Genomic DNA, 17,041 nt, shown 5'->3' with positions numbered 1-17,041 from the left:
CAACGGCTGAAAGCTACGTATTAATGTGTATTTTTGCGCCTCTTTAAACCGGACCTTTAATTTTCTCTGATGAAGCCTTTTGCAGGGTTATTTAATTTTTCTCAGCAGCCCGATTATAAATCGGAGATATTGGCCGGGCTTACTGTAGCCATGACCATGATTCCTGAGTCCTTGTCCTTTGCTATACTGGCGGGTTTTCCTCCATTGGTGGGATTGTATGCTGCTTTTATAATGGGACTGGTCACCGCCGTTTTTGGAGGCAGGCCGGGCATGGTATCCGGAGGCGCCGGGGCCACGGCGGTGGTGCTGATTGCGCTGATGCAGTCGCACGGACTGGAATATGTATTTGCGGCAGTACTGCTGGCCGGGGGATTACAATTGCTGGTGGGTGTATTTAAGCTGGGCAAATTTATCAGGCTGGTGCCGCAGCCGGTGATGTATGGATTTGTAAACGGACTGGCCGTGATCATTTTTGTGTCGCAGTTCCGGCAATTTAAAACGATGGTAGGCGGAGAACTGGTATGGATGAGCGGAAATCCGCTGTGGACCATGATCGGGCTGGTTGCACTGACTATCGCCGTAGTCGTCTTCTTTCCAAAAATAACAAAAAAGATACCTGCCTCCCTGGTGGCGATAATCGTGGTGTTTGCAGTAGTGCTGGCATTGGGTATTTCTACCCGTACGGTGAGGGATATTGCCGCCGTTAGTGGCGGTTTCCCGCCATTCCACATTCCGCAGGTGCCTTTTACTTTTGAAACGTTACAGGTAATATTCCCGTATGCGTTGATTATGGCAGGAGTAGGACTCACAGAAAGTTTGCTGACACTGAACCTGGTTGATGAAATGACCGCTACAAGAGGCAACAGCAACCGGGAAGCGATGGCCCAGGGCAGCGCTAATATGCTCAACGGGGTTTTCTTTGGTATGGGTGGCTGTGCTATGATTGCGCAAACATTTGTAAATCTTTCTGCAGGCGCAAAATTGCGGTTGTCGGGGATTATAGCGTCGCTGACTATCCTGGCCGTGGTGCTTTTCGGTGCGCCGGTGATAGAGCGTTTGCCAATGGCGGCGTTAACAGGTGTGATGCTGATGGTGGCTATTTCCACTTTTGAGTGGGCCAGCTTCCGGATCATCAACAAAATGCCAAAGGCAGATATTTTTGTAGGCATATTGGTAGCTGCTATTACGGTGTGGTTGCACAACCTGGCGCTGGCGGTATTGATAGGCGTGATTATTTCAGCGCTGGTGTTTGCATGGGAGAGCGCCAAACGGATTCGCGCGCGCAAGTACACGGATGAACAGGGTGTTAAACACTATGAAATTTATGGTCCTTTATTTTTTGGATCGGTAGTGGCGTTTAATGAAAAATTTGAAGTAACTGGAGATCCGGCAGAAGTAGTGATTGATTTTAAAGACAGCCGTATTGCAGATATGAGTGGTATTGAAGCCCTGAATAAATTAACAGCCCGCTATCACCAGGCAGGCAAAAAGCTGCATCTGCGGCACCTGAGCCCGGATTGCCGGCAGTTGTTGAAAGATGCAGCTGGTGTGATCGAAGTAAATATTATAGAAGATCCCGGATATATGGTAGCGGTGAAATAACAGGTTATTCGTCCGCGTGTCTTTTCAGAATATTGTTGATCATCGGTTTAAGGGTATCGTATTCCTTCTCAGTAAAACCCATGCTGCAAGTGATCTTTTCGGGGATGTCTGCTGCCTCCTGCTCTAATTGCCTTCCACTGGCAGTTAAATGAATATTCACGCTGCGTTCATCTTCTTTGCTACGCACACGTTTGATGAGCTTTTTTGTTTCCAGTCTTTTCAACAGGGGCGTTAAAGTGCCGGAGTCCAGCATCAGTTGCTGGCCCAGCGCTTTTACAGATAAGATATCATGTTCCCATAGCGCCAGCATCACCAGGTACTGCGGGTAGGTAAGATCCAATGCGCCAAGTAAAGGCTGGTAATGTGAAGTTACCAGCCTCGACAAGGCGTAAAATGAGAAGCAAAGTTGGTTTGATAATTTCAGTTGTTTCAAAGTAGCTTATTTAGCAACACAAAATTACGCTAATGTTTCCATTAATATCCGGGCTACAGCCGCAGAGGAGGCAGGGTTCTGACCAGTGATCAGCAATCCGTCCTTCAGTGCGTATGAGTGCCAGTCGTGGTCCTTGCTGTAAATCCCTCCCAGTTTCTTTAACTCGTCTTCTAACAGGAACGGCACTACGCTGGTGAGCTGTACCGCTTCTTCTTCCGTATTACTGAAGCCGGTTACTTCTTTTCCTTTCACAAGTGGCGCGCCATCCGGGCCTTTTACTTTGAGCAATGCAGCAGGGGCGTGGCACACAAATGCAACAGGTTTATGCTGGCGGTAGAACGTTTCAATCAGTGAAATAGAACTTGGATCATTGTGGAGGTCCCACAGTGGACCATGACCGCCGGGATAGAACACCGCATCATAGTCTGAGGCATCTGCTTCGTTAAGCTTAAGAGTAGTAGCCAGTTTTTGCTGCAGCGCTTCGTCTCGCTTAAAGCGGGTGGTGGCTGCTGTCTGGAATTCGGGCAGCTCGCTTTTCGGATCAATAGGAGGTTGGCCGCCTTTGGGAGAAGCCAGTGTAACTTCAGCTCCCGCATCCGCCAGCACATAATACGGGGCAGCAAATTCTTCCACCCAGAAACCGGTTTTATGGCCGGTACTGCCTAATTCATTGTGCGAGGTTAGTACGATTAATACTTTCATGACATAGAGTTTAGATCAATGCTAATTCTACTTCAATATTACCACGGGTAGCATTTGAATAAGGACACACCTGGTGGGCTTTTTCCAGCAGTTCCTGTGCCAGTTTTGGTTCCACGTCCGGAATTGCTACCAGTAGCTTTACTGATAACCCATAACCACCGTTATTGTTCTTGCCCAGGCTAACTTCTGCATTTACCTGCGTAGTGCCTGCGGTTACTTTCTGCGTTCTGATTACCAGGTTGAGGGCGCTGTCGAAGCACGCAGCGTAGCCCGCAGCAAACAATTGTTCAGGATTGGAGTAGGCGCCGCCACTGCCACCGAGTTCCTTTGGCATTCTTACTTCCAGGTCCAGTACGCCGTCTGATGAGCTAACATGTCCGTTTCTTCCGCCGGTGGCGGTGGCGTGTGCCGTGTATAATTTTTCAATCTTTTCCATGAGTGTTTTATATTTATTGTGTAAAATTAGATTGTGTGCAATTAAATACCAAATTTTTTTTGGGAAAGAAAGAAGAAGCAGGTTTTTTTAGCATTCTCCGCACAGGTTCGTTTATTAATCTCAACACACCGTTTTCTATCTCCCGAAAAAAAATATACACGTTAGCAAAATATTTCTTTACTTTGCGTCATAATGACGTAAACGAATTTTGAACCCTGCACCTGTGCATTGGAATTGTTAACCCCGCCAACATTCCTGCGCCCCGGTGAAAAACTGAAACAACATGAACAAGAACAAAAGAATGGCCATCGCCTACGAAACACTGGATATAATGGATGCAGGCCATTACTTTAACCAGCGCAATGAGAAAGTAGATATCAGCGGCGATTTACAGGCGGCGGTTAACCATACTGTATTATACAAGCCGGACGATTTTGATAAAGTATTCAAACAACGGGATGACCCGGAACGGCTGAAAGACATGGCATCCGTGATGCTCGGCAGGATAGAAAAACTTTTATCAGTGGCAGTGGTGCATGGGCAAACTACCCTGGTGCTGGGCGCCTGGGGCTGCGGCGTATTCCGGAACGATCCAAACGATATCGCTGCATGGTTTGCGCATCATATCCTGCATAACGATTCCTTTAAACACGCCTTCCGCCATATTGTATTCGCCGTATATGACAGGTCCGAAAAACAGGTAAACCGGCAGGCTTTTCAACATAAATTCGCTTACAATGAAGTACGATAACAACTGGCTGATCGCAAAGTATCAGTCTAAAGAAAAAATAAAATTCCTCTTCTTCTGGGGACATCGGCCATCTGCAGATGGCAGCGTTACCCAAAGCTGTTTCAGCCAGTGGTGGCAGGCTCCTTTCGTCGTGGACGGCATTACCTATAAAACGGCGGAACACTGGATGATGGCTGGCAAAGCCAGGCTGTTCAACGATGATGTTACTCTGCAGAAGATCTTGCTGGTGAACACACCGGATGAAGCTAAAAAGCTCGGCAGACAAGTAAAAAACTTCGATGCCGCCACCTGGGACACGCATAAATTTGACCTGGTAGTGAATGGAAATCATCACAAATTTTCACAACACCCGGCATTAAAAACTTTTTTACTCAATACACATGACCGTATTTTGGTAGAAGCCAGCCCGATGGACCGCATTTGGGGCATTGGTATGGCAGCTTCCAGCGAACATGTGGAAAATCCCCTGCAGTGGCGCGGTCATAACCTGCTCGGTTATGCGCTCATGGTAGCGCGGGATCAACTTAAATAATATGAACAACAAATCAATCAGTAAACTACTGAGCTTTATTCTCCGGCATAGCCCGGATGCTATACAACTCACGCTCGATGCCCACGGCTGGGCAAACGTGAACACACTGTTGCAGCAATGCAGGGCAAACGGACATCATTTCACGATGGAAGAACTGGAAACTGTAGTGGCGGAAAATGATAAGCAACGTTTTTCTTTCAATGAAAACAAAACAATGATCCGCGCCAACCAGGGACATTCCCTGGAAGTATCGCTGAACCTGCCGCCGGCCACACCGCCGGAATTCCTCTACCACGGTACCGTGGCAAGGTTTATCGTACAGATACGCAAAACCGGTTTGCAGAAAATGAACCGGCAGCACGTACATCTGACAAATGACAGGGCCACGGCAGAGAAAGTAGGCAGCAGGAGAGGCGTGCCACACATCCTCACCATCCGCAGCGGCGACATGCACCGGAGCGGCATCCTGTTTTACCTGTCTGATAACAACGTATGGCTTACCGACGAAGTGCCTGCAAAGCATATCCAATAAATCTTATCTTGTGAAGATGTACCGGTGAATTGATCCGGAGAAATATTACTTTGCGCCACGTTAATAACATAAGCCTATATGTTTAAAAAACGCTATCAACACATTGTTAAAACAATCTGACGACGCCTGCATAACCTGTGAGCTTTGTTTTTTTATCAGTATTTTTAAAGAAAAATAACTATGTCTATAACTACAGAAGCTGAACTCGATGGCATGAAAAGAGTGAGTGAAGCCGTTGCAGTTACGCTGAAGGAAATGAGAAATTATGCCAAACCGGGTATGACAGCAAAAGAAATAGATGAATATGGCGGAGAGATATTAAACGCATTAGGCGCTAAGTCGGCGCCAAAGCTCACCTATGGCTTCCCGGGCTGGACCTGTATCAGCGTGAACAATGAAATTGCGCATGGCATTCCATCCGGCAAAAAAATACTGCAGGAAGGCGACCTGGTGAACATCGATGTATCTGCGGAGCTGAATGGCTACTGGTCAGATAATGGGGGGTCCTTTGTGCTCGGGGAAGATATCCATCAGCACCAGGCGCTGGTGAGCGCTTCAAAAGCGATTCTTTATAAGGCTGTCCAGTTTATCAAAGGAGGCACACGCGTGGCAGACGTAGGTAAGCTGATTGAAACCGAGGCGCGTAAATCAGGTTACACCGTGATCCGCAACCTCGCCGGACATGGCGTTGGCCGTAGCCTCCACGAATCACCGGATGATATCCTCAACTGTTATGTCCGTTTTAACCGCACCCGTTTTAAAAAGAATTCCGTAGTGGCAATAGAAACCTTTATTTCCACTCTTTCATCTTTTGCCAATCAAAGCAATGATGGCTGGACACTGGTGGGAAACAAGGGCGGTTTTGTTGCGCAACACGAACACACCATAGTGGTTACCGACCGCGAACCGGTGATCCTTACGGCTGCCAATGAAATCTGGAACTAAGTTTATTTCAATTGTAAAGTAACTGCACGGATATTTTTCCGGTCGTCGGTATACGTGATATGCACCAAACCATCTGCGGTGGCGATTATGGCGGGATAGCTGTATTCGCCGCCTGCACGCTTCTCCAGCTGATATACATCTTTCCAGCTACTACCGTCTTTTGAAATGGCTACCCGCAGCTCATTGCGGCCATCTGACCAGTCGCTTCCGCCTTTTGTTGGATTATATACCAATGCCATTGCGCCATTGGGAAGGGTTACCGCATCAATGCCGGAATTGGGATTGGGCAGTTTTAGCGCGGTAACGGGTGTCCAGCTGGCGCCCTGATCTTTCGACCAACTGGTGGCTATTACATGCTGGCGGCTGCGGAACAGCAACTGAAGCCGGCCGTCGAGGTGCGTGAGTATCGTAGGTTGTATAACGCCAAACGTGTCGCAGTCGATAGCTACCTTTTGCCATTGATGCCCCGTGCTGTCGCTGATCTCCATATGAGATACCCATTGATTGCCTTTCACACTCTCTGTGCTGGAAGGGTGCAGCAGGCGCCCGTCCGGGAGCTGTATACATTTGTTCTTGATAGGGCCTAACATGCCTTCCGGTAGTTTTTCGGGAGATGACCAACTGCCGCCGTCATCGCTGCTGTAGCGGGCCATGCCCCACCACTCCCGTGGATTTGGACCTACTTTATAAAACAGGCAAAGCAAACCGGCCCGGGTACGGAACAGTACCGGGTTCCAGCAGGGATAGCGAAGCGTGTCGTTAATAATACCATCTGCCAGCTTCACGGGCGCCTGCCATTTGCCGGAGGTAAAGCGCGACGACCAGATCTCTACATTTTTACTCCCTTCCTCATCGCCGCCAAACCAGGCGCTGAGCAAATCTCCGGAAGACAATGCCGTAATGGTAGACGCATGACTGGAAGGCGTAACCGGCGCCGGCATAATGAGTTCATTACGCACAGGCACTGCTTTTGTTTGCGCCTTCGCCGGGAAATACAGGACCGCCGGCAATAACAAAGAGAGATAAAAACGCATGGGTGCTGAAGTATGTTTGAACTGTTAAAATAAGGAATGCAGGGGGATTATCATAAAGATTGGTAAATTTGCGGCCTTATGTCATTATATACAACAAAGGGAACCGTTACCATCACCTGTAACAAACGCCTGACGCCTTACCTGGAGCAGGAAGTAAAAGATCTGGGTTTTACTGTAGACGAAACATTCGTTACCGGTGTGCGGTTGAATGCCTCTCTCAATGAGTGTATCCGCCTTAACCTCAACCTGCGTTGCGGCAGCCAGGTGCTGTACAGCCTGAAACAATTTGAAGCAATCGACGGCGATGAAATATACAATCAGCTGAAATCCTACCCCTGGGAAACCATTCTCCCGGAAGATGGTTACTTTTCGATTACCAGCAATGTGCAGAATGAAACGATCAACAATAGCATGTTTGCCAACCTGAGGGTAAAAGATGCAGTGGTAGATCGCCTGCGCGAAAAAACAGGCAAGCGCCCTTCCACCGGTGCGGAGCTTACCGGTGCAGTGATTCACCTGTTCTGGAAAAATGAAAATGCAGAAATATTCGTAGATACCACCGGCGATTCCCTCGCACGGCACGGATATCGTAAAATACCTGGCCGCGCTCCCATGCTGGAAGCATTGGCGGCATCTACTATCCTGGCTTCCCGCTGGGATCGTAAAGCGCCTTTCATTAATCCCATGTGCGGGTCCGGCACCGTTGCCATTGAAGCCGCATTAATCGCTACCAACAGCCGTCCCGGTCTTTTCCGCGATAACTACGCCTTTATGCACCTCCGTGGCTTTGATGAAAATGTATATCTCAATGAAAGAGGATTGCTGGAAAAACAGATCGTGGAAATGCCGGAGCTGCGCATTATCGCTACCGATCTGAGTGAAATGGCGATTGTAAACGCCCGTAAAAATGCAAAGGCCGCCGGTGTGGAAGATCTGATTGAGTTCCGCGTATGCGATTTCGCCAGCACAGAAGTGCCGGAAGGCGCTGCCGGCGTGGTATACATGAACCCGGAATATGGATTGCGTCTTGGAGAAATTGAAGCGCTGGAAGAAACGTATGGCCGTATCGGTGATTTCATGAAACAGCAATGCGGTGGTTATTTTGGATACGTGTTCACCGGCAACCTTGAACTGGCAAAGAAGATAGGCCTCAAAGCCAAACGCAGGATAGAGTTTTATAACAGTACCATCGATTGCCGCCTGCTGGAATATGAGCTATATGCCGGTACCCGCGATGCGCGTAAACTATAATTCATTGTTCCGGCAGCGCACTGGTTGCGCTGCCGGAAACTTCGTTTATCCGTTAACGAAAAACATAAAAAAAACGCTGCTCATAAAGCAGCGTTAATAAACAAAGCATTTTATCATCACACTACTTCACTGACATTAATAGGTCTTGAAAAACTCTCTTCCAGCGAAATAATTGTTTCTGTTCTTTCTATTCCCTTAATATGCTGCAGATCGTCCTGCAATATTTTGCGCAGCTCCCCGCTGTCTTTGCAGATGATTTCTGCAAACATGCTGTAAGAACCGGTAGTGTAGTTCAGTCTTACGATCTGAGGAATCTTTAATAACTGCTTGGCTACGTTTTCATACAAGGAACTTTTCTCCAGGTAAATACCAATAAAGGCCAGTACATCATACCCGATTGCCCGCAGGTTTACCTGTAAACGGGTGCCTTTGATCACCCCCATTTCATGCAGCTTTTTGATGCGTACATGAATAGTACCACCGGATACAAAGAGTTTCTTACCTAACTCTGCGTAAGAGATACCGGCGTCGGTTGACATTTCCGAAATGATCTGTAAGTCTAATTTGTCAATATTTAATGGGTGACTCATTTTGGTGATACGATTTAGAATATTTTCTAAAAATAGGTATTTTTTTGAAATAATCGCAAAAATTATCCTTCCACTTGTTTCGCGTAACTGCCAGGTACGGGAAGGCGCCAAAATGATATTCGTATTTTTTGATTAAATTAAAGGGGGAGTTCATAAAACACTATCCATGAAGGAAGACGTCACGAGTAGAACCGCGCAATATATGGCCTTATTCCGGGCGCTGGAAACCACCCGTTCCCGGGACCGGCGCCTCTTCACCGATAAGTTTGCCTCCTGGTTCCTGGACAGCAGGCTGAAAATAGGCGTATGGCTTTGCCGGATACCAGGCTGGAGGTCGTTCGCTGAATGGATTATCCGGAAGAAGATCCCGGGCGCCTTATCTTCCGGTATTGCCCGTACAAAGTATATAGATGACCTGTTGTTGCAGGCGGTAGATAAAGGCGCACAGCAGGTATATATTCTCGGCGCCGGTTTTGATACGCGCGGACTGCGTTTACCTTTTCTTCGCCAATTGAAAGTCGTGGAAATCGATCATCCCAATACGGCCGCCTACAAACTGTCGAAATTACGCGCACATAAGCTGCCAGCCAAAGTATATTATTACCAGATAGATTTTAACCGGCAAAGCCTTGACCAGCTGAGCGCGCTGAATAACTTTGATTTTACTGTGCCCACCGCCATTATCTGGGAGGGCGTAACCAATTACCTCAACAAAGAAGCCATTGACAGCACCTTTGCATTTCTGCAACGGTTTGAACCCGGCTCCAGGGTCATTTTTACCTATGTGCACCAGGCCGTGCTGGACAATCCTGCCGCATTTTATGGGGGCGAAAAACTGCTTAAAGACGTAGCAGAGCTGGAAGAACGGTGGACGTTTGGCTTTGAACCGGCCGCTTTACCCGCTTACCTGCACCAGTATAATTTTCACCTGCTGGAGGATCTCGGCGCCAGCGAATACCGGAAACACTACTTACCCGGCCGGTCGGAAAAAGGATATGAATTTTACAGGGTAGCCTGTGCAGAACGCGTAGGAGAGTAGCCGTTTACACCTTTGCATATAAGTGCAGCTTTTCCTGCAGCAACCGGCACAACTCATTGAACCGGGCAGGCTTGGTAATAAAATCTACTGCGCCCAGTGATTTTGCCCTGGCTATTTCATGTTTCTCATCACTGGTAGAAAACATGATCACGGGGATATGCTCCAGGTGAGGAGTAGCTTTTATTTTTTCGAGGAAAGCAAAACCGTTCATTAACGGCATATTCATATCTACGAATATGATGTCCGGTATAATAGTCCGGGTATGGAGCAGATCAAACGCTTCCTGCCCGTTACCAGCCGAGGTAAAGGTGATTTCTTCCCTGATGGTGCCAAGCGCCAGTTTGAAAAATTCCTGGTCATCCTCATCATCATCCACCATTAACAGGGTCGTTAATTCCCGGTTATTATCTGAGTTCATATTCATATTGTGCTGGCATATAAATGTACACCTTATTACACTTATACTGCCGGGATTGTTAAAACCGGATTGTCATTTTTTTGGCCTAAACTTTTTACAGGGTGCCTTGTTGTTCTATTGCAGCATTTAGCTGCATAAAACAAATTTTATGAAAGCGATCATCACATTCATGCTGGTTGGCATGGGGCTATTATTGGGTGCATGCGGTACCACCGTGCATATGACCGGAACCTGGAAAGCGCCGGAAGCCCCTGTGGAAGGGTATCATAATATGCTGGTGGCCTCTCTGACTTCAAACATGGGGGCGCGGCAGGTGGTGGAAACCCAGATGGCGGCAGCCCTTCAGAAACGGGGCGTCGTGGCCGGAAAGGGGCTGGACCTGTTTCCGCCTAAATTCAATCCGGTAACAGAACAGGATAAAAGCGCTGCCACGCAAAAAATAATGGATGCAGGGTATACCGCCGTGTTAACTACCTCGCTGGTAAATAAGGAATCCCAAACCAGGTATGTGCCGGGCACCGTTTCCTATGCTCCTTACCCGGCATACGGCTGGTATGGCCGATTCTGGGGATATTATGGCTATATGTACGGATCTGTGTATTCTCCGGGTTATTATACCACCGATAAAAGATACTTCCTGGAAAGCAACCTGTACGACCTGAAACAAAACGGCAAACTGGTATGGTCCGGTCAATCTGAAACCTATAATCCCAATAGCCTGGAATCATTTGCGAAAGCCTTTGCTATCCAGGTGTCTGACGCACTGCAGAATGGAGGGCTATTGAAAAGATGATCAGTGGCTGTTATCGTAATAAGTGTTGTCTTTCTCAATTTTTCCATCATCTATGGTAAACACCGTACAGATGGGCAGGCGCCACTTTTTGCCATCAGGGCCGGTGGCGGAGGAAATGAATTCTACGGTAATATGGTTTTTATCGCCGTATACATTCAACACTTCATCGTGAATGTCGGGGAACATCTCTTGCAGCTCCTTATATTTCCGGGCGGTTTGTTCCCGGGTGCGTAATACAGGTTCCGGTCCCAAAGAAGGGTCCAGGAAAGTGGCGGTATCCTTGTAACAGGCGGCCAGCTTTTGCCAGTCGTGTGCATTAAAAGCCTCAAAGAGATCCTTTACTACCAGGGTGTTGGAATTAGCCAGGCTGATTTTAGCCCCGGGCTGTACACATCCTGCAAAAGAAAGTACCAGTAACAGTATCAGGGAAATTTTCATGCATGATTATGTTTGAGACTATTACAAATTACGAAGAAGCGCGGGAAAATGGATTTATAATTTTAATTTGCCGGCTTAATGATAAATCAGTTTTTTATGGAGATGTCACAGCCCGATCCGGAAATGTTGCAACAACTGGTAGTGATGAAAATGCCGTTTGGAAAGTATAAAGATGTGGTGCTCTGCGACCTGCCCGTGAGTTACCTGGAATGGTTCCAGCGGAAGGGCTTCCCGAAAGGCAAACTGGGGATGCTCCTTGAAACTATGCTGGTGATAAAAATGAACGGTCTTACCCAATTGCTCGACCCCCTGAAAAGGAAGTCGCAATAAAAAGCGGTTGTTGCCGTCAAAGGTAACAACCGCCCGAACGAGGTATAAAATTGGCAGTAATACTTGTCAGAACCAGCTGGTGTTCTTTTCTTCTTCTTCATGGCCGCCGGTTTCAGCATCTACCACGGCAGACGCCTTGATTTCCTCCGCAACCGGGGTCTGACTAAGATCGGTTTTCAGAACAGGCTGCACGTTTTTGCGGATAGCGCCTTCCACTACAGCGCCTTCTTCTATTTCCAGCACCATCGCGTTTACATCGCCTTTTACCAGCGCTTTATTGCTGATATGGGCTTTGTTGGTAATGTACACATCGCCATACACTTTCCCGTGTACCACCAGGTCGGCAGCATATATATGGCCACGGATGCTCGCTGTTTCACTAACCACCAGCTTGCCGCTGGTTTTTACATCGCCTCTCACGTTCCCGTCAATACGACCGGAAACAGAAGCATCTATACTACCATTCACGGAAACTGTTTTAGGGATACGAAAGGCTCCGGGAACAATTATATTTCGGAAAATATGTCTGACATTGATCACAAGGATAAATTAGAGGGTGATGGGATTAGGTGTAGCGGAGGTATGCTGTGTTACATCTTCAAAAGTAGACACAATAGAACTGGAGTTACCCAGGTCAAGCCCCACACTTCTTTGAGGTTTATTATCTGATATTCTTAATGAATTATAAAGATAACCGATACTCATGAGTTTTTCAGGTTCAGGAGCAACTTCTACCGGGATGAAATCACGGAATTCTTCTACAAAAGCATCTGTCAGTTCACGATAGTGAGCGCCACCGCCCATCAGGTAAATCTTTTCACAGGTTTCAAAATCCAGGTCCGTAAAATAACTGCGCATCAGGGGAGAAACCACTTCCCGGTAATACTGCGTAAGCACACCTTTACGCATTTCACGCAGATCAATCCGTTTGCGGTTGGTGAAAATAGAACCTTTCATGAAAGCATCATCCACCTGGTGCTCGTTCTTCATTTCCAGGTAGTGTTTCTGGTTCAGCTCACGGGTAAGGTTGTTAATGGCATAACGGATACCGTGAGAACTGAAGCAAGTACGGTGAACCAGCCCATCGCCGGTGGCCATGCCGCCTTCAATGGTACCAAACCCAAAACTGATGGCAATGAAGTTGTCCAGCTGGGGCTCATTGATACTTTTCTTTAACCCAATGATACCACCTACAATTTCGGGGATCACTTCATACTTCTCAATATCAAACATGGCCTTCTTGAAAGAACCTTTGGTATTGTAAGTCTGCGTATCGTAATCGATCAGGAAATGACGTTTACTTAAAAACTGCTCCGCAGCGTTTTTGTAGATATTGTAAGTAGAGAAGGGGAACCCTACGGTAAGGGCAATAGGTTGTTGTACTTTATCAATGGTATTCAGCAAAGCAGCTTTAAACAGTATTTCGTAATCCTCTTCTGTGGGCGACGCATTGGTAACTCTGCCGGGATTGATCCCACCCCGTTTTGCCAGGTTGCCTACCAGGTACCAGGCTTCATCCTTTTTAATTTTTAATCCGTTGAGAAGATCCTTACTTGAATTTTCTGTGTTTCCGAATGCGGTTTCAAAAACGCTTGGGAAGCTGGTTGTTGATACTTTCATAGTGCTTTGTTATAATAACGAATGTAGCCGTGACTCTCCGTGAAGGAGGGTTTTCATCGGGATTGAAATAGCGGTTAAAGATATAAAATATTAGAACAAGGGGATGACAACCAATGAATTTCTGCTAAATTTAATACAGCGTTGTTACATTTCAAAATGCATCATCGCCGGTAAAATCTGAACATAGCGTTCCCCGCTGATAATAAACACCCCGGTTTTACCGTTTAAAAGATGTCCCCCCTTTGCCTGTATTCATTCTTATTTTCTATTAGTATGAAATACCTCGTATTGGCTGCCGGTATCTGTTTATGGGCCTGTCATTCCTCCCAAAAGGTGTACCAGGCGCCCGCAGTGGGAGCGGAGGCCCAGTTTGAGCGGGGACTCCGGCCGGAGAAACACCCTAAATATCTCTTTGATAAAAAAACAATGAATGATATGCAGAAGCAGGGTTCCGTAAGCGCTTACTCCCCCAAACGCCGCAATACTGCGCCCACAATTCCGTTACCCGGAAAAGGAGCCAACGGAAAAGACAGTACGAATTCAGCAGCCGACAGTTTGCATACCAACCCATCAGATAGTTTACATATCCCGGCAGATTCTGTTAAGACGCCGGTGGATACTACCCATATCCCATAGCACTTCCTTCTGCCACGCCATTTCCAGGTAATTCCCTACTTTTGAAGCCACCGCTTTTTATATAGCTTATGAGGAAATATTGTATTTTATGGTGGCTGCTGGCAGCGTTTCAGCAGGCTACCGCCCAAACCCCTTTGTATATGCCCCTGACCATCAAAAAGGCATATGACAATCAAACCCGCAGCTACAGCGGCGCCCCGGGCGCCAGGTACTGGCAGAACAAAGCAACATACGATATTAAAGTGGCCTTTGACCCGGCTACAAACGGCGTATCCGGCTCGGAACAGATCCGCTATACCAACAACAGCCCCGATACATTAAGGGCCATTAACTTTAAACTGTTTCCCAACCTCTTCCAGAAAGGAGCCGTGAGAAGTATGGCGGTGTCCCCGGAAGACCTTACCAATGGCGTAGTTATAAAGAACATGAAGGTAAACGGCGAAGCCAAACCAATGCCGGTTACCATTCGCGGCACCAATATGCCGGTATACATCCCCGATCTTTACCCGGGACAGTCGGTACAGTTTGACCTCGGCTTTTCCTATACCCTGAACGAAAATACGCACATCAGAACCGGCGCAGTAGACTCCGGCGCTTATTTCATCGCCTACTTCTTTCCTCGCATTGCAGTATACGATGATATCAACGGATGGGACCAGATCCCTTACATGGGTACCCAGGAGTTCTACAACGACTTCAGCGATTTTCGTGTAGCCATCACAGTGCCCGGCAACTACCAGGTATGGGCTACCGGCGATCTGAAAAATACCGCCGCCATATACAACGATAAGTATGTGCAGCGCATTGCTGCCGCGGAAAAGAGCAACGATATCATCGCGGTAATAGATAGCACCGATGTGCGGGAAGGCAACATCACCCGCCAGCGTGGTTCCAATACCTGGCAGTATGAGGCCGCCAACGTCACCGACTTTGCATTCGCCATCAGCAACCACTACTGTTGGAACGCCACCAGCGTGGAAGTGGATGCTGTCACCAAAAGACGTACCCGCGTAGATGTAGCCTTTAACCCCGCACATGCCGATTTCTTTGATGTAGTGCACTACGCCCGCGCCACCGTAGACAAGATGAGCCACCACTTTCCTAAATGGCCGTTCCCGTACTCGCACGAAACGGTATTCGACGGACTGGACCAGATGGAATACCCGATGATGGTAAACGATAATCCACTGGCCGATAAAGCCCAAACCATCGAGCTAACCGACCACGAAATTTTTCATACGCTCTTTCCCTTCTACATGGGCACCAATGAAACACAATACGCCTGGATGGATGAAGGATGGGCCACCATCGGCGAATGGATCATTTCTCCGCTGATCGACAGCTCCATCGTGGATGATTATGGCATGTCGCCTTACAATTACATCGCCGGCAAACAGGCAGACCTGCCCATTATGACGCCCTCCAATCAAACCACGGATGCCTATGTAACCAATTCCTATCCCAAACCAGCCCTGGGATACCTTTATGTAAAAGATATGCTGGGAGATGCCCTTTTCAGGAAAGCGCTGCATTACTATATGTCGCAATGGAACGGTAAACACCCGCAGCCGTACGACTTCTTCTACTGTATGAACACCGGCGCCGGCAGGAACATGGACTGGTTCTGGAAAAGCTGGTTCTTCGACAACGGCTTCCCGGATCTCGGTATCACACGGGTAACACAAAAAGGAAAGCAAGGGACTATTGAGATCACTTCCGTCGGGAATAAGCCGGTTCCGGTGGATGTTACCATTTACTTTGATGACAACAGCACCAGGAAATTACACCGGAGTATCGCGGTATGGGAGAAGGGCAACAAAACAATTTCACTCCTGTTTTCATCTCCCGAAAAAATAAAAAAAGTAACGTTGGGAAGCACCTGGACAGCAGACATCAACCAACGGGATAACACCTACGAAGTAAAATAACCGGTTATAGTTTATCGTAATAGAGATAGTACAATTTCTGGTAACTGCCTCCTACAATACCAAGTCCGCCCTGTGTATTGCTCCTGAGCTGAATGGCCTGTATAAGGCTGTTCAGCCCAGGGTTACGCTTTACCTTTTCATATGTAAGCAGGAAATCATAATATTCTTTTGAGACAGATTTTACATATACCAGCACCCTTCCTACCGGCGCAATGGCTTCAGCGGGATTGGAGCTGAGGGCGGTGGCATTGATATAAAAATAAGTGGTAAGCGGCTTGCCCGATTGCGTAAACAGGATGCTGTTATAGTTTTCATTCAAACCACCAATCTGGTTATTGTCGGCATTCTCATCCTGTGTATAGCAGGGAATACGGAGATAATCATTGAGGAAGCTGCTATCTTTTTTCGGATTACAGCCGGGCAGGTTTTTTACTTTCTGGTAGAGGGAATCGTGTTCGCTCTTCCTATACCGGTTACCCCTATACGAAAATGTAGTGTCCGTGGTAACGCTTTGCTTCACTGCTTCCATTACCAGGTATTGTTTTACACCGGGAATGGGATTCACGGTAAAATGAAAGCGTAACACGGGCCGTCCGTTGAGCAATGTACGAAGGGTATCCCGTAGTTCCACTTTAAAAGGAGGAGGGATAGAAGCCATTGCGGTAACGGTTTTCAGACCGGGTACCATCACCTGTATTTTATAATTTTTGCCTGCATCCAGCATTGTTTTACCGCGGTACACACTCATGGCATTGCTGGAATCCTTCATGTACGTAAGTGTTTCCAGCTGTTGCCCGTTTTTATCCATCAGCTGTACATCTGCATTTTCCACCAGGTCAAAACCGGTGTTGATACCAGGGCCTACCGGTTTACTTTTGCCTACCCGTACTTCCGGTATGCTGTTGGCTACCAGTTCACTGTACACCACTTCCCTGGGAACGGCATTGTTGGGAGGAAGCGGCAACTCCTGCTCACACGCTGTTAGCAGCAGAACGATCAAAACCGGCAATAATATAAACGGGTACTTCATG

21 protein-coding genes are annotated in these 17,041 nt (G+C 47.5%); 11 read left to right on the top strand and 10 right to left on the bottom strand.

The features are described from left to right. Window positions 1-69: 69 nt before the first annotated feature. Window positions 70-1,602 (top strand): SulP family inorganic anion transporter, encoded by a 1,533-nt coding sequence (locus ACMXI2_RS13115; RefSeq protein WP_483782014.1) that lies wholly within the window; start codon window positions 70-72, stop codon window positions 1,600-1,602. A 4-nt stretch (window positions 1,603-1,606) separates the two neighbouring features. On the opposite strand, the gene ACMXI2_RS13110 is transcribed toward ACMXI2_RS13115, so the two are convergent. The 3 genes from ACMXI2_RS13110 to ACMXI2_RS13100 are packed head-to-tail and all read right to left on the bottom strand — an operon-like array spanning window position 1,607 to window position 3,173. Next, window positions 1,607-2,035: a MarR family winged helix-turn-helix transcriptional regulator gene (locus ACMXI2_RS13110; protein WP_483782013.1), complete on the bottom strand. Its 429-nt coding sequence runs from the start codon at window positions 2,033-2,035 to the stop codon at window positions 1,607-1,609. 24 nt (window positions 2,036-2,059) lie between these two features. After that, on the bottom strand, window positions 2,060-2,737 hold the full coding sequence (locus ACMXI2_RS13105) for a type 1 glutamine amidotransferase domain-containing protein (RefSeq protein ID WP_483782012.1): 678 nt from the start codon (window positions 2,735-2,737) through the stop codon (window positions 2,060-2,062). Between the two features lie 10 nt (window positions 2,738-2,747). Further along, window positions 2,748-3,173, bottom strand: coding sequence for an organic hydroperoxide resistance protein (locus ACMXI2_RS13100; protein ID WP_483782011.1), 426 nt, complete (start codon window positions 3,171-3,173; stop codon window positions 2,748-2,750). A 283-nt stretch (window positions 3,174-3,456) separates the two neighbouring features. Between ACMXI2_RS13100 and ACMXI2_RS13095 the strand changes: the two genes are divergently transcribed. From ACMXI2_RS13095 to map, 4 genes are all read left to right on the top strand, one after another. Continuing rightward, on the top strand, window positions 3,457-3,924 hold the full coding sequence (locus ACMXI2_RS13095) for a TIGR02452 family protein (protein WP_483782010.1): 468 nt from the start codon (window positions 3,457-3,459) through the stop codon (window positions 3,922-3,924). Further along, complete coding sequence (locus tag ACMXI2_RS13090) at window positions 3,911-4,456, top strand: NADAR family protein (protein WP_483782009.1); 546 nt, start codon at window positions 3,911-3,913, stop codon at window positions 4,454-4,456. Before ACMXI2_RS13095 ends, ACMXI2_RS13090 begins: the two co-directional genes overlap by 14 nt. Before the next feature lies 1 nt (window position 4,457). Then, window positions 4,458-4,988 (top strand): RNA 2'-phosphotransferase, encoded by a 531-nt coding sequence (locus ACMXI2_RS13085; RefSeq protein WP_483782008.1) that lies wholly within the window; start codon window positions 4,458-4,460, stop codon window positions 4,986-4,988. 180 nt (window positions 4,989-5,168) lie between these two features. Beyond that, complete coding sequence (map, locus tag ACMXI2_RS13080; protein ID WP_483782007.1) at window positions 5,169-5,933, top strand: type I methionyl aminopeptidase; 765 nt, start codon at window positions 5,169-5,171, stop codon at window positions 5,931-5,933. A 2-nt stretch (window positions 5,934-5,935) separates the two neighbouring features. On the opposite strand, the gene ACMXI2_RS13075 is transcribed toward map, so the two are convergent. Further along, window positions 5,936-6,967, bottom strand: a complete 1,032-nt coding sequence (locus tag ACMXI2_RS13075) for a sialidase family protein (RefSeq protein ID WP_483782006.1) — start codon at window positions 6,965-6,967, stop codon at window positions 5,936-5,938. 78 nt (window positions 6,968-7,045) lie between these two features. On the opposite strand from ACMXI2_RS13075, the gene ACMXI2_RS13070 reads away from it, so the two are divergent. Continuing rightward, the gene (locus tag ACMXI2_RS13070) at window positions 7,046-8,218 is read left to right on the top strand and encodes a THUMP domain-containing class I SAM-dependent RNA methyltransferase (protein ID WP_483782005.1); all 1,173 of its coding nucleotides are present in this window, start codon (window positions 7,046-7,048) and stop codon (window positions 8,216-8,218) included. 116 nt (window positions 8,219-8,334) lie between these two features. Here ACMXI2_RS13070 and ACMXI2_RS13065 read toward each other — a convergent pair whose 3' ends face one another. Then, entirely contained in the window at window positions 8,335-8,808 is a 474-nt protein-coding gene (locus ACMXI2_RS13065) for an Lrp/AsnC ligand binding domain-containing protein (RefSeq protein WP_483782004.1), read from the bottom strand. Between the two features lie 166 nt (window positions 8,809-8,974). Here ACMXI2_RS13065 and ACMXI2_RS13060 point away from each other — a divergent pair, with 166 nt between their 5' ends. Beyond that, window positions 8,975-9,847, top strand: a complete 873-nt coding sequence (locus tag ACMXI2_RS13060) for a class I SAM-dependent methyltransferase (RefSeq protein ID WP_079472009.1) — start codon at window positions 8,975-8,977, stop codon at window positions 9,845-9,847. A gap of 4 nt (window positions 9,848-9,851) precedes the next feature. Here the strand turns inward: ACMXI2_RS13060 and ACMXI2_RS13055 are convergent, their stop codons facing one another. Beyond that, window positions 9,852-10,271, bottom strand: a complete 420-nt coding sequence (locus ACMXI2_RS13055) for a response regulator (RefSeq protein WP_483782003.1) — start codon at window positions 10,269-10,271, stop codon at window positions 9,852-9,854. Between the two features lie 142 nt (window positions 10,272-10,413). On the opposite strand from ACMXI2_RS13055, the gene ACMXI2_RS13050 reads away from it, so the two are divergent. Further along, the gene (locus ACMXI2_RS13050) at window positions 10,414-11,058 is read left to right on the top strand and encodes a DUF4136 domain-containing protein (protein ID WP_483782002.1); all 645 of its coding nucleotides are present in this window, start codon (window positions 10,414-10,416) and stop codon (window positions 11,056-11,058) included. Here the strand turns inward: ACMXI2_RS13050 and ACMXI2_RS13045 are convergent, their stop codons facing one another. Further along, a complete protein-coding gene (locus tag ACMXI2_RS13045) occupies window positions 11,059-11,496 on the bottom strand; it encodes a nuclear transport factor 2 family protein (protein WP_483782001.1) in 438 nt (145 codons plus the stop codon). It abuts the gene before it with no gap. Window positions 11,497-11,592: 96 nt separating this feature from the next. Between ACMXI2_RS13045 and ACMXI2_RS13040 the strand changes: the two genes are divergently transcribed. Further along, window positions 11,593-11,826 carry a DUF3820 family protein gene (locus tag ACMXI2_RS13040; protein WP_483782000.1) on the top strand — a complete coding sequence of 78 codons (234 nt, stop codon included), beginning with the start codon at window positions 11,593-11,595 and terminating at the stop codon, window positions 11,824-11,826. A gap of 66 nt (window positions 11,827-11,892) precedes the next feature. Here the strand turns inward: ACMXI2_RS13040 and ACMXI2_RS13035 are convergent, their stop codons facing one another. Both ACMXI2_RS13035 and ACMXI2_RS13030 read right to left on the bottom strand, forming a co-directional pair. Next, window positions 11,893-12,366 (bottom strand): bactofilin family protein, encoded by a 474-nt coding sequence (locus tag ACMXI2_RS13035; RefSeq protein WP_483781999.1) that lies wholly within the window; start codon window positions 12,364-12,366, stop codon window positions 11,893-11,895. A gap of 9 nt (window positions 12,367-12,375) precedes the next feature. Further along, window positions 12,376-13,446, bottom strand: a complete 1,071-nt coding sequence (locus ACMXI2_RS13030; RefSeq protein WP_483781998.1) for a ParM/StbA family protein — start codon at window positions 13,444-13,446, stop codon at window positions 12,376-12,378. Window positions 13,447-13,719: 273 nt separating this feature from the next. On the opposite strand from ACMXI2_RS13030, the gene ACMXI2_RS13025 reads away from it, so the two are divergent. Both ACMXI2_RS13025 and ACMXI2_RS13020 read left to right on the top strand, forming a co-directional pair. After that, entirely contained in the window at window positions 13,720-14,082 is a 363-nt protein-coding gene (locus ACMXI2_RS13025; RefSeq protein ID WP_483781997.1) for a hypothetical protein, read from the top strand. A 68-nt stretch (window positions 14,083-14,150) separates the two neighbouring features. Continuing rightward, on the top strand, window positions 14,151-16,010 hold the full coding sequence (locus tag ACMXI2_RS13020) for a M1 family metallopeptidase (protein ID WP_483781996.1): 1,860 nt from the start codon (window positions 14,151-14,153) through the stop codon (window positions 16,008-16,010). A gap of 4 nt (window positions 16,011-16,014) precedes the next feature. Here ACMXI2_RS13020 and ACMXI2_RS13015 read toward each other — a convergent pair whose 3' ends face one another. After that, a complete protein-coding gene (locus ACMXI2_RS13015; protein ID WP_483781995.1) occupies window positions 16,015-17,040 on the bottom strand; it encodes a DUF4249 family protein in 1,026 nt (341 codons plus the stop codon). Between the last annotated feature and the right edge of the window lies 1 nt (window position 17,041).

This window comes from Chitinophaga sp. G7 BAM 1005 (assembly GCF_057126945.1).
This window is presented reverse-complemented; position numbering and strand designations above follow the sequence as displayed.

Excerpts from the sequence above, each read along its gene's own strand:
- ACMXI2_RS13115 (WP_483782014.1), top strand. The coding sequence starts at position 70 with ATGAAGCCTTTTGCAGGGTTATTTAATTTTTCTCAGCAGCCCGATTAT.
- ACMXI2_RS13105 (WP_483782012.1), bottom strand. The coding sequence starts at position 2,737 with ATGAAAGTATTAATCGTACTAACCTCGCACAATGAATTAGGCAGTACC.
- ACMXI2_RS13100 (WP_483782011.1), bottom strand. The coding sequence starts at position 3,173 with ATGGAAAAGATTGAAAAATTATACACGGCACACGCCACCGCCACCGGC.
- ACMXI2_RS13095 (WP_483782010.1), top strand. The coding sequence starts at position 3,457 with ATGAACAAGAACAAAAGAATGGCCATCGCCTACGAAACACTGGATATA.
- ACMXI2_RS13090 (WP_483782009.1), top strand. The coding sequence starts at position 3,911 with ATGAAGTACGATAACAACTGGCTGATCGCAAAGTATCAGTCTAAAGAA.
- ACMXI2_RS13085 (WP_483782008.1), top strand. The coding sequence starts at position 4,458 with ATGAACAACAAATCAATCAGTAAACTACTGAGCTTTATTCTCCGGCAT.
- map (WP_483782007.1), top strand. The coding sequence starts at position 5,169 with ATGTCTATAACTACAGAAGCTGAACTCGATGGCATGAAAAGAGTGAGT.
- ACMXI2_RS13075 (WP_483782006.1), bottom strand. The coding sequence starts at position 6,967 with ATGCGTTTTTATCTCTCTTTGTTATTGCCGGCGGTCCTGTATTTCCCG.
- ACMXI2_RS13070 (WP_483782005.1), top strand. The coding sequence starts at position 7,046 with ATGTCATTATATACAACAAAGGGAACCGTTACCATCACCTGTAACAAA.
- ACMXI2_RS13065 (WP_483782004.1), bottom strand. The coding sequence starts at position 8,808 with ATGAGTCACCCATTAAATATTGACAAATTAGACTTACAGATCATTTCG.
- ACMXI2_RS13060 (WP_079472009.1), top strand. The coding sequence starts at position 8,975 with ATGAAGGAAGACGTCACGAGTAGAACCGCGCAATATATGGCCTTATTC.
- ACMXI2_RS13055 (WP_483782003.1), bottom strand. The coding sequence starts at position 10,271 with ATGAATATGAACTCAGATAATAACCGGGAATTAACGACCCTGTTAATG.
- ACMXI2_RS13050 (WP_483782002.1), top strand. The coding sequence starts at position 10,414 with ATGAAAGCGATCATCACATTCATGCTGGTTGGCATGGGGCTATTATTG.
- ACMXI2_RS13045 (WP_483782001.1), bottom strand. The coding sequence starts at position 11,496 with ATGAAAATTTCCCTGATACTGTTACTGGTACTTTCTTTTGCAGGATGT.
- ACMXI2_RS13040 (WP_483782000.1), top strand. The coding sequence starts at position 11,593 with ATGGAGATGTCACAGCCCGATCCGGAAATGTTGCAACAACTGGTAGTG.
- ACMXI2_RS13030 (WP_483781998.1), bottom strand. The coding sequence starts at position 13,446 with ATGAAAGTATCAACAACCAGCTTCCCAAGCGTTTTTGAAACCGCATTC.
- ACMXI2_RS13025 (WP_483781997.1), top strand. The coding sequence starts at position 13,720 with ATGAAATACCTCGTATTGGCTGCCGGTATCTGTTTATGGGCCTGTCAT.
- ACMXI2_RS13020 (WP_483781996.1), top strand. The coding sequence starts at position 14,151 with ATGAGGAAATATTGTATTTTATGGTGGCTGCTGGCAGCGTTTCAGCAG.
- ACMXI2_RS13015 (WP_483781995.1), bottom strand. The coding sequence starts at position 17,040 with ATGAAGTACCCGTTTATATTATTGCCGGTTTTGATCGTTCTGCTGCTA.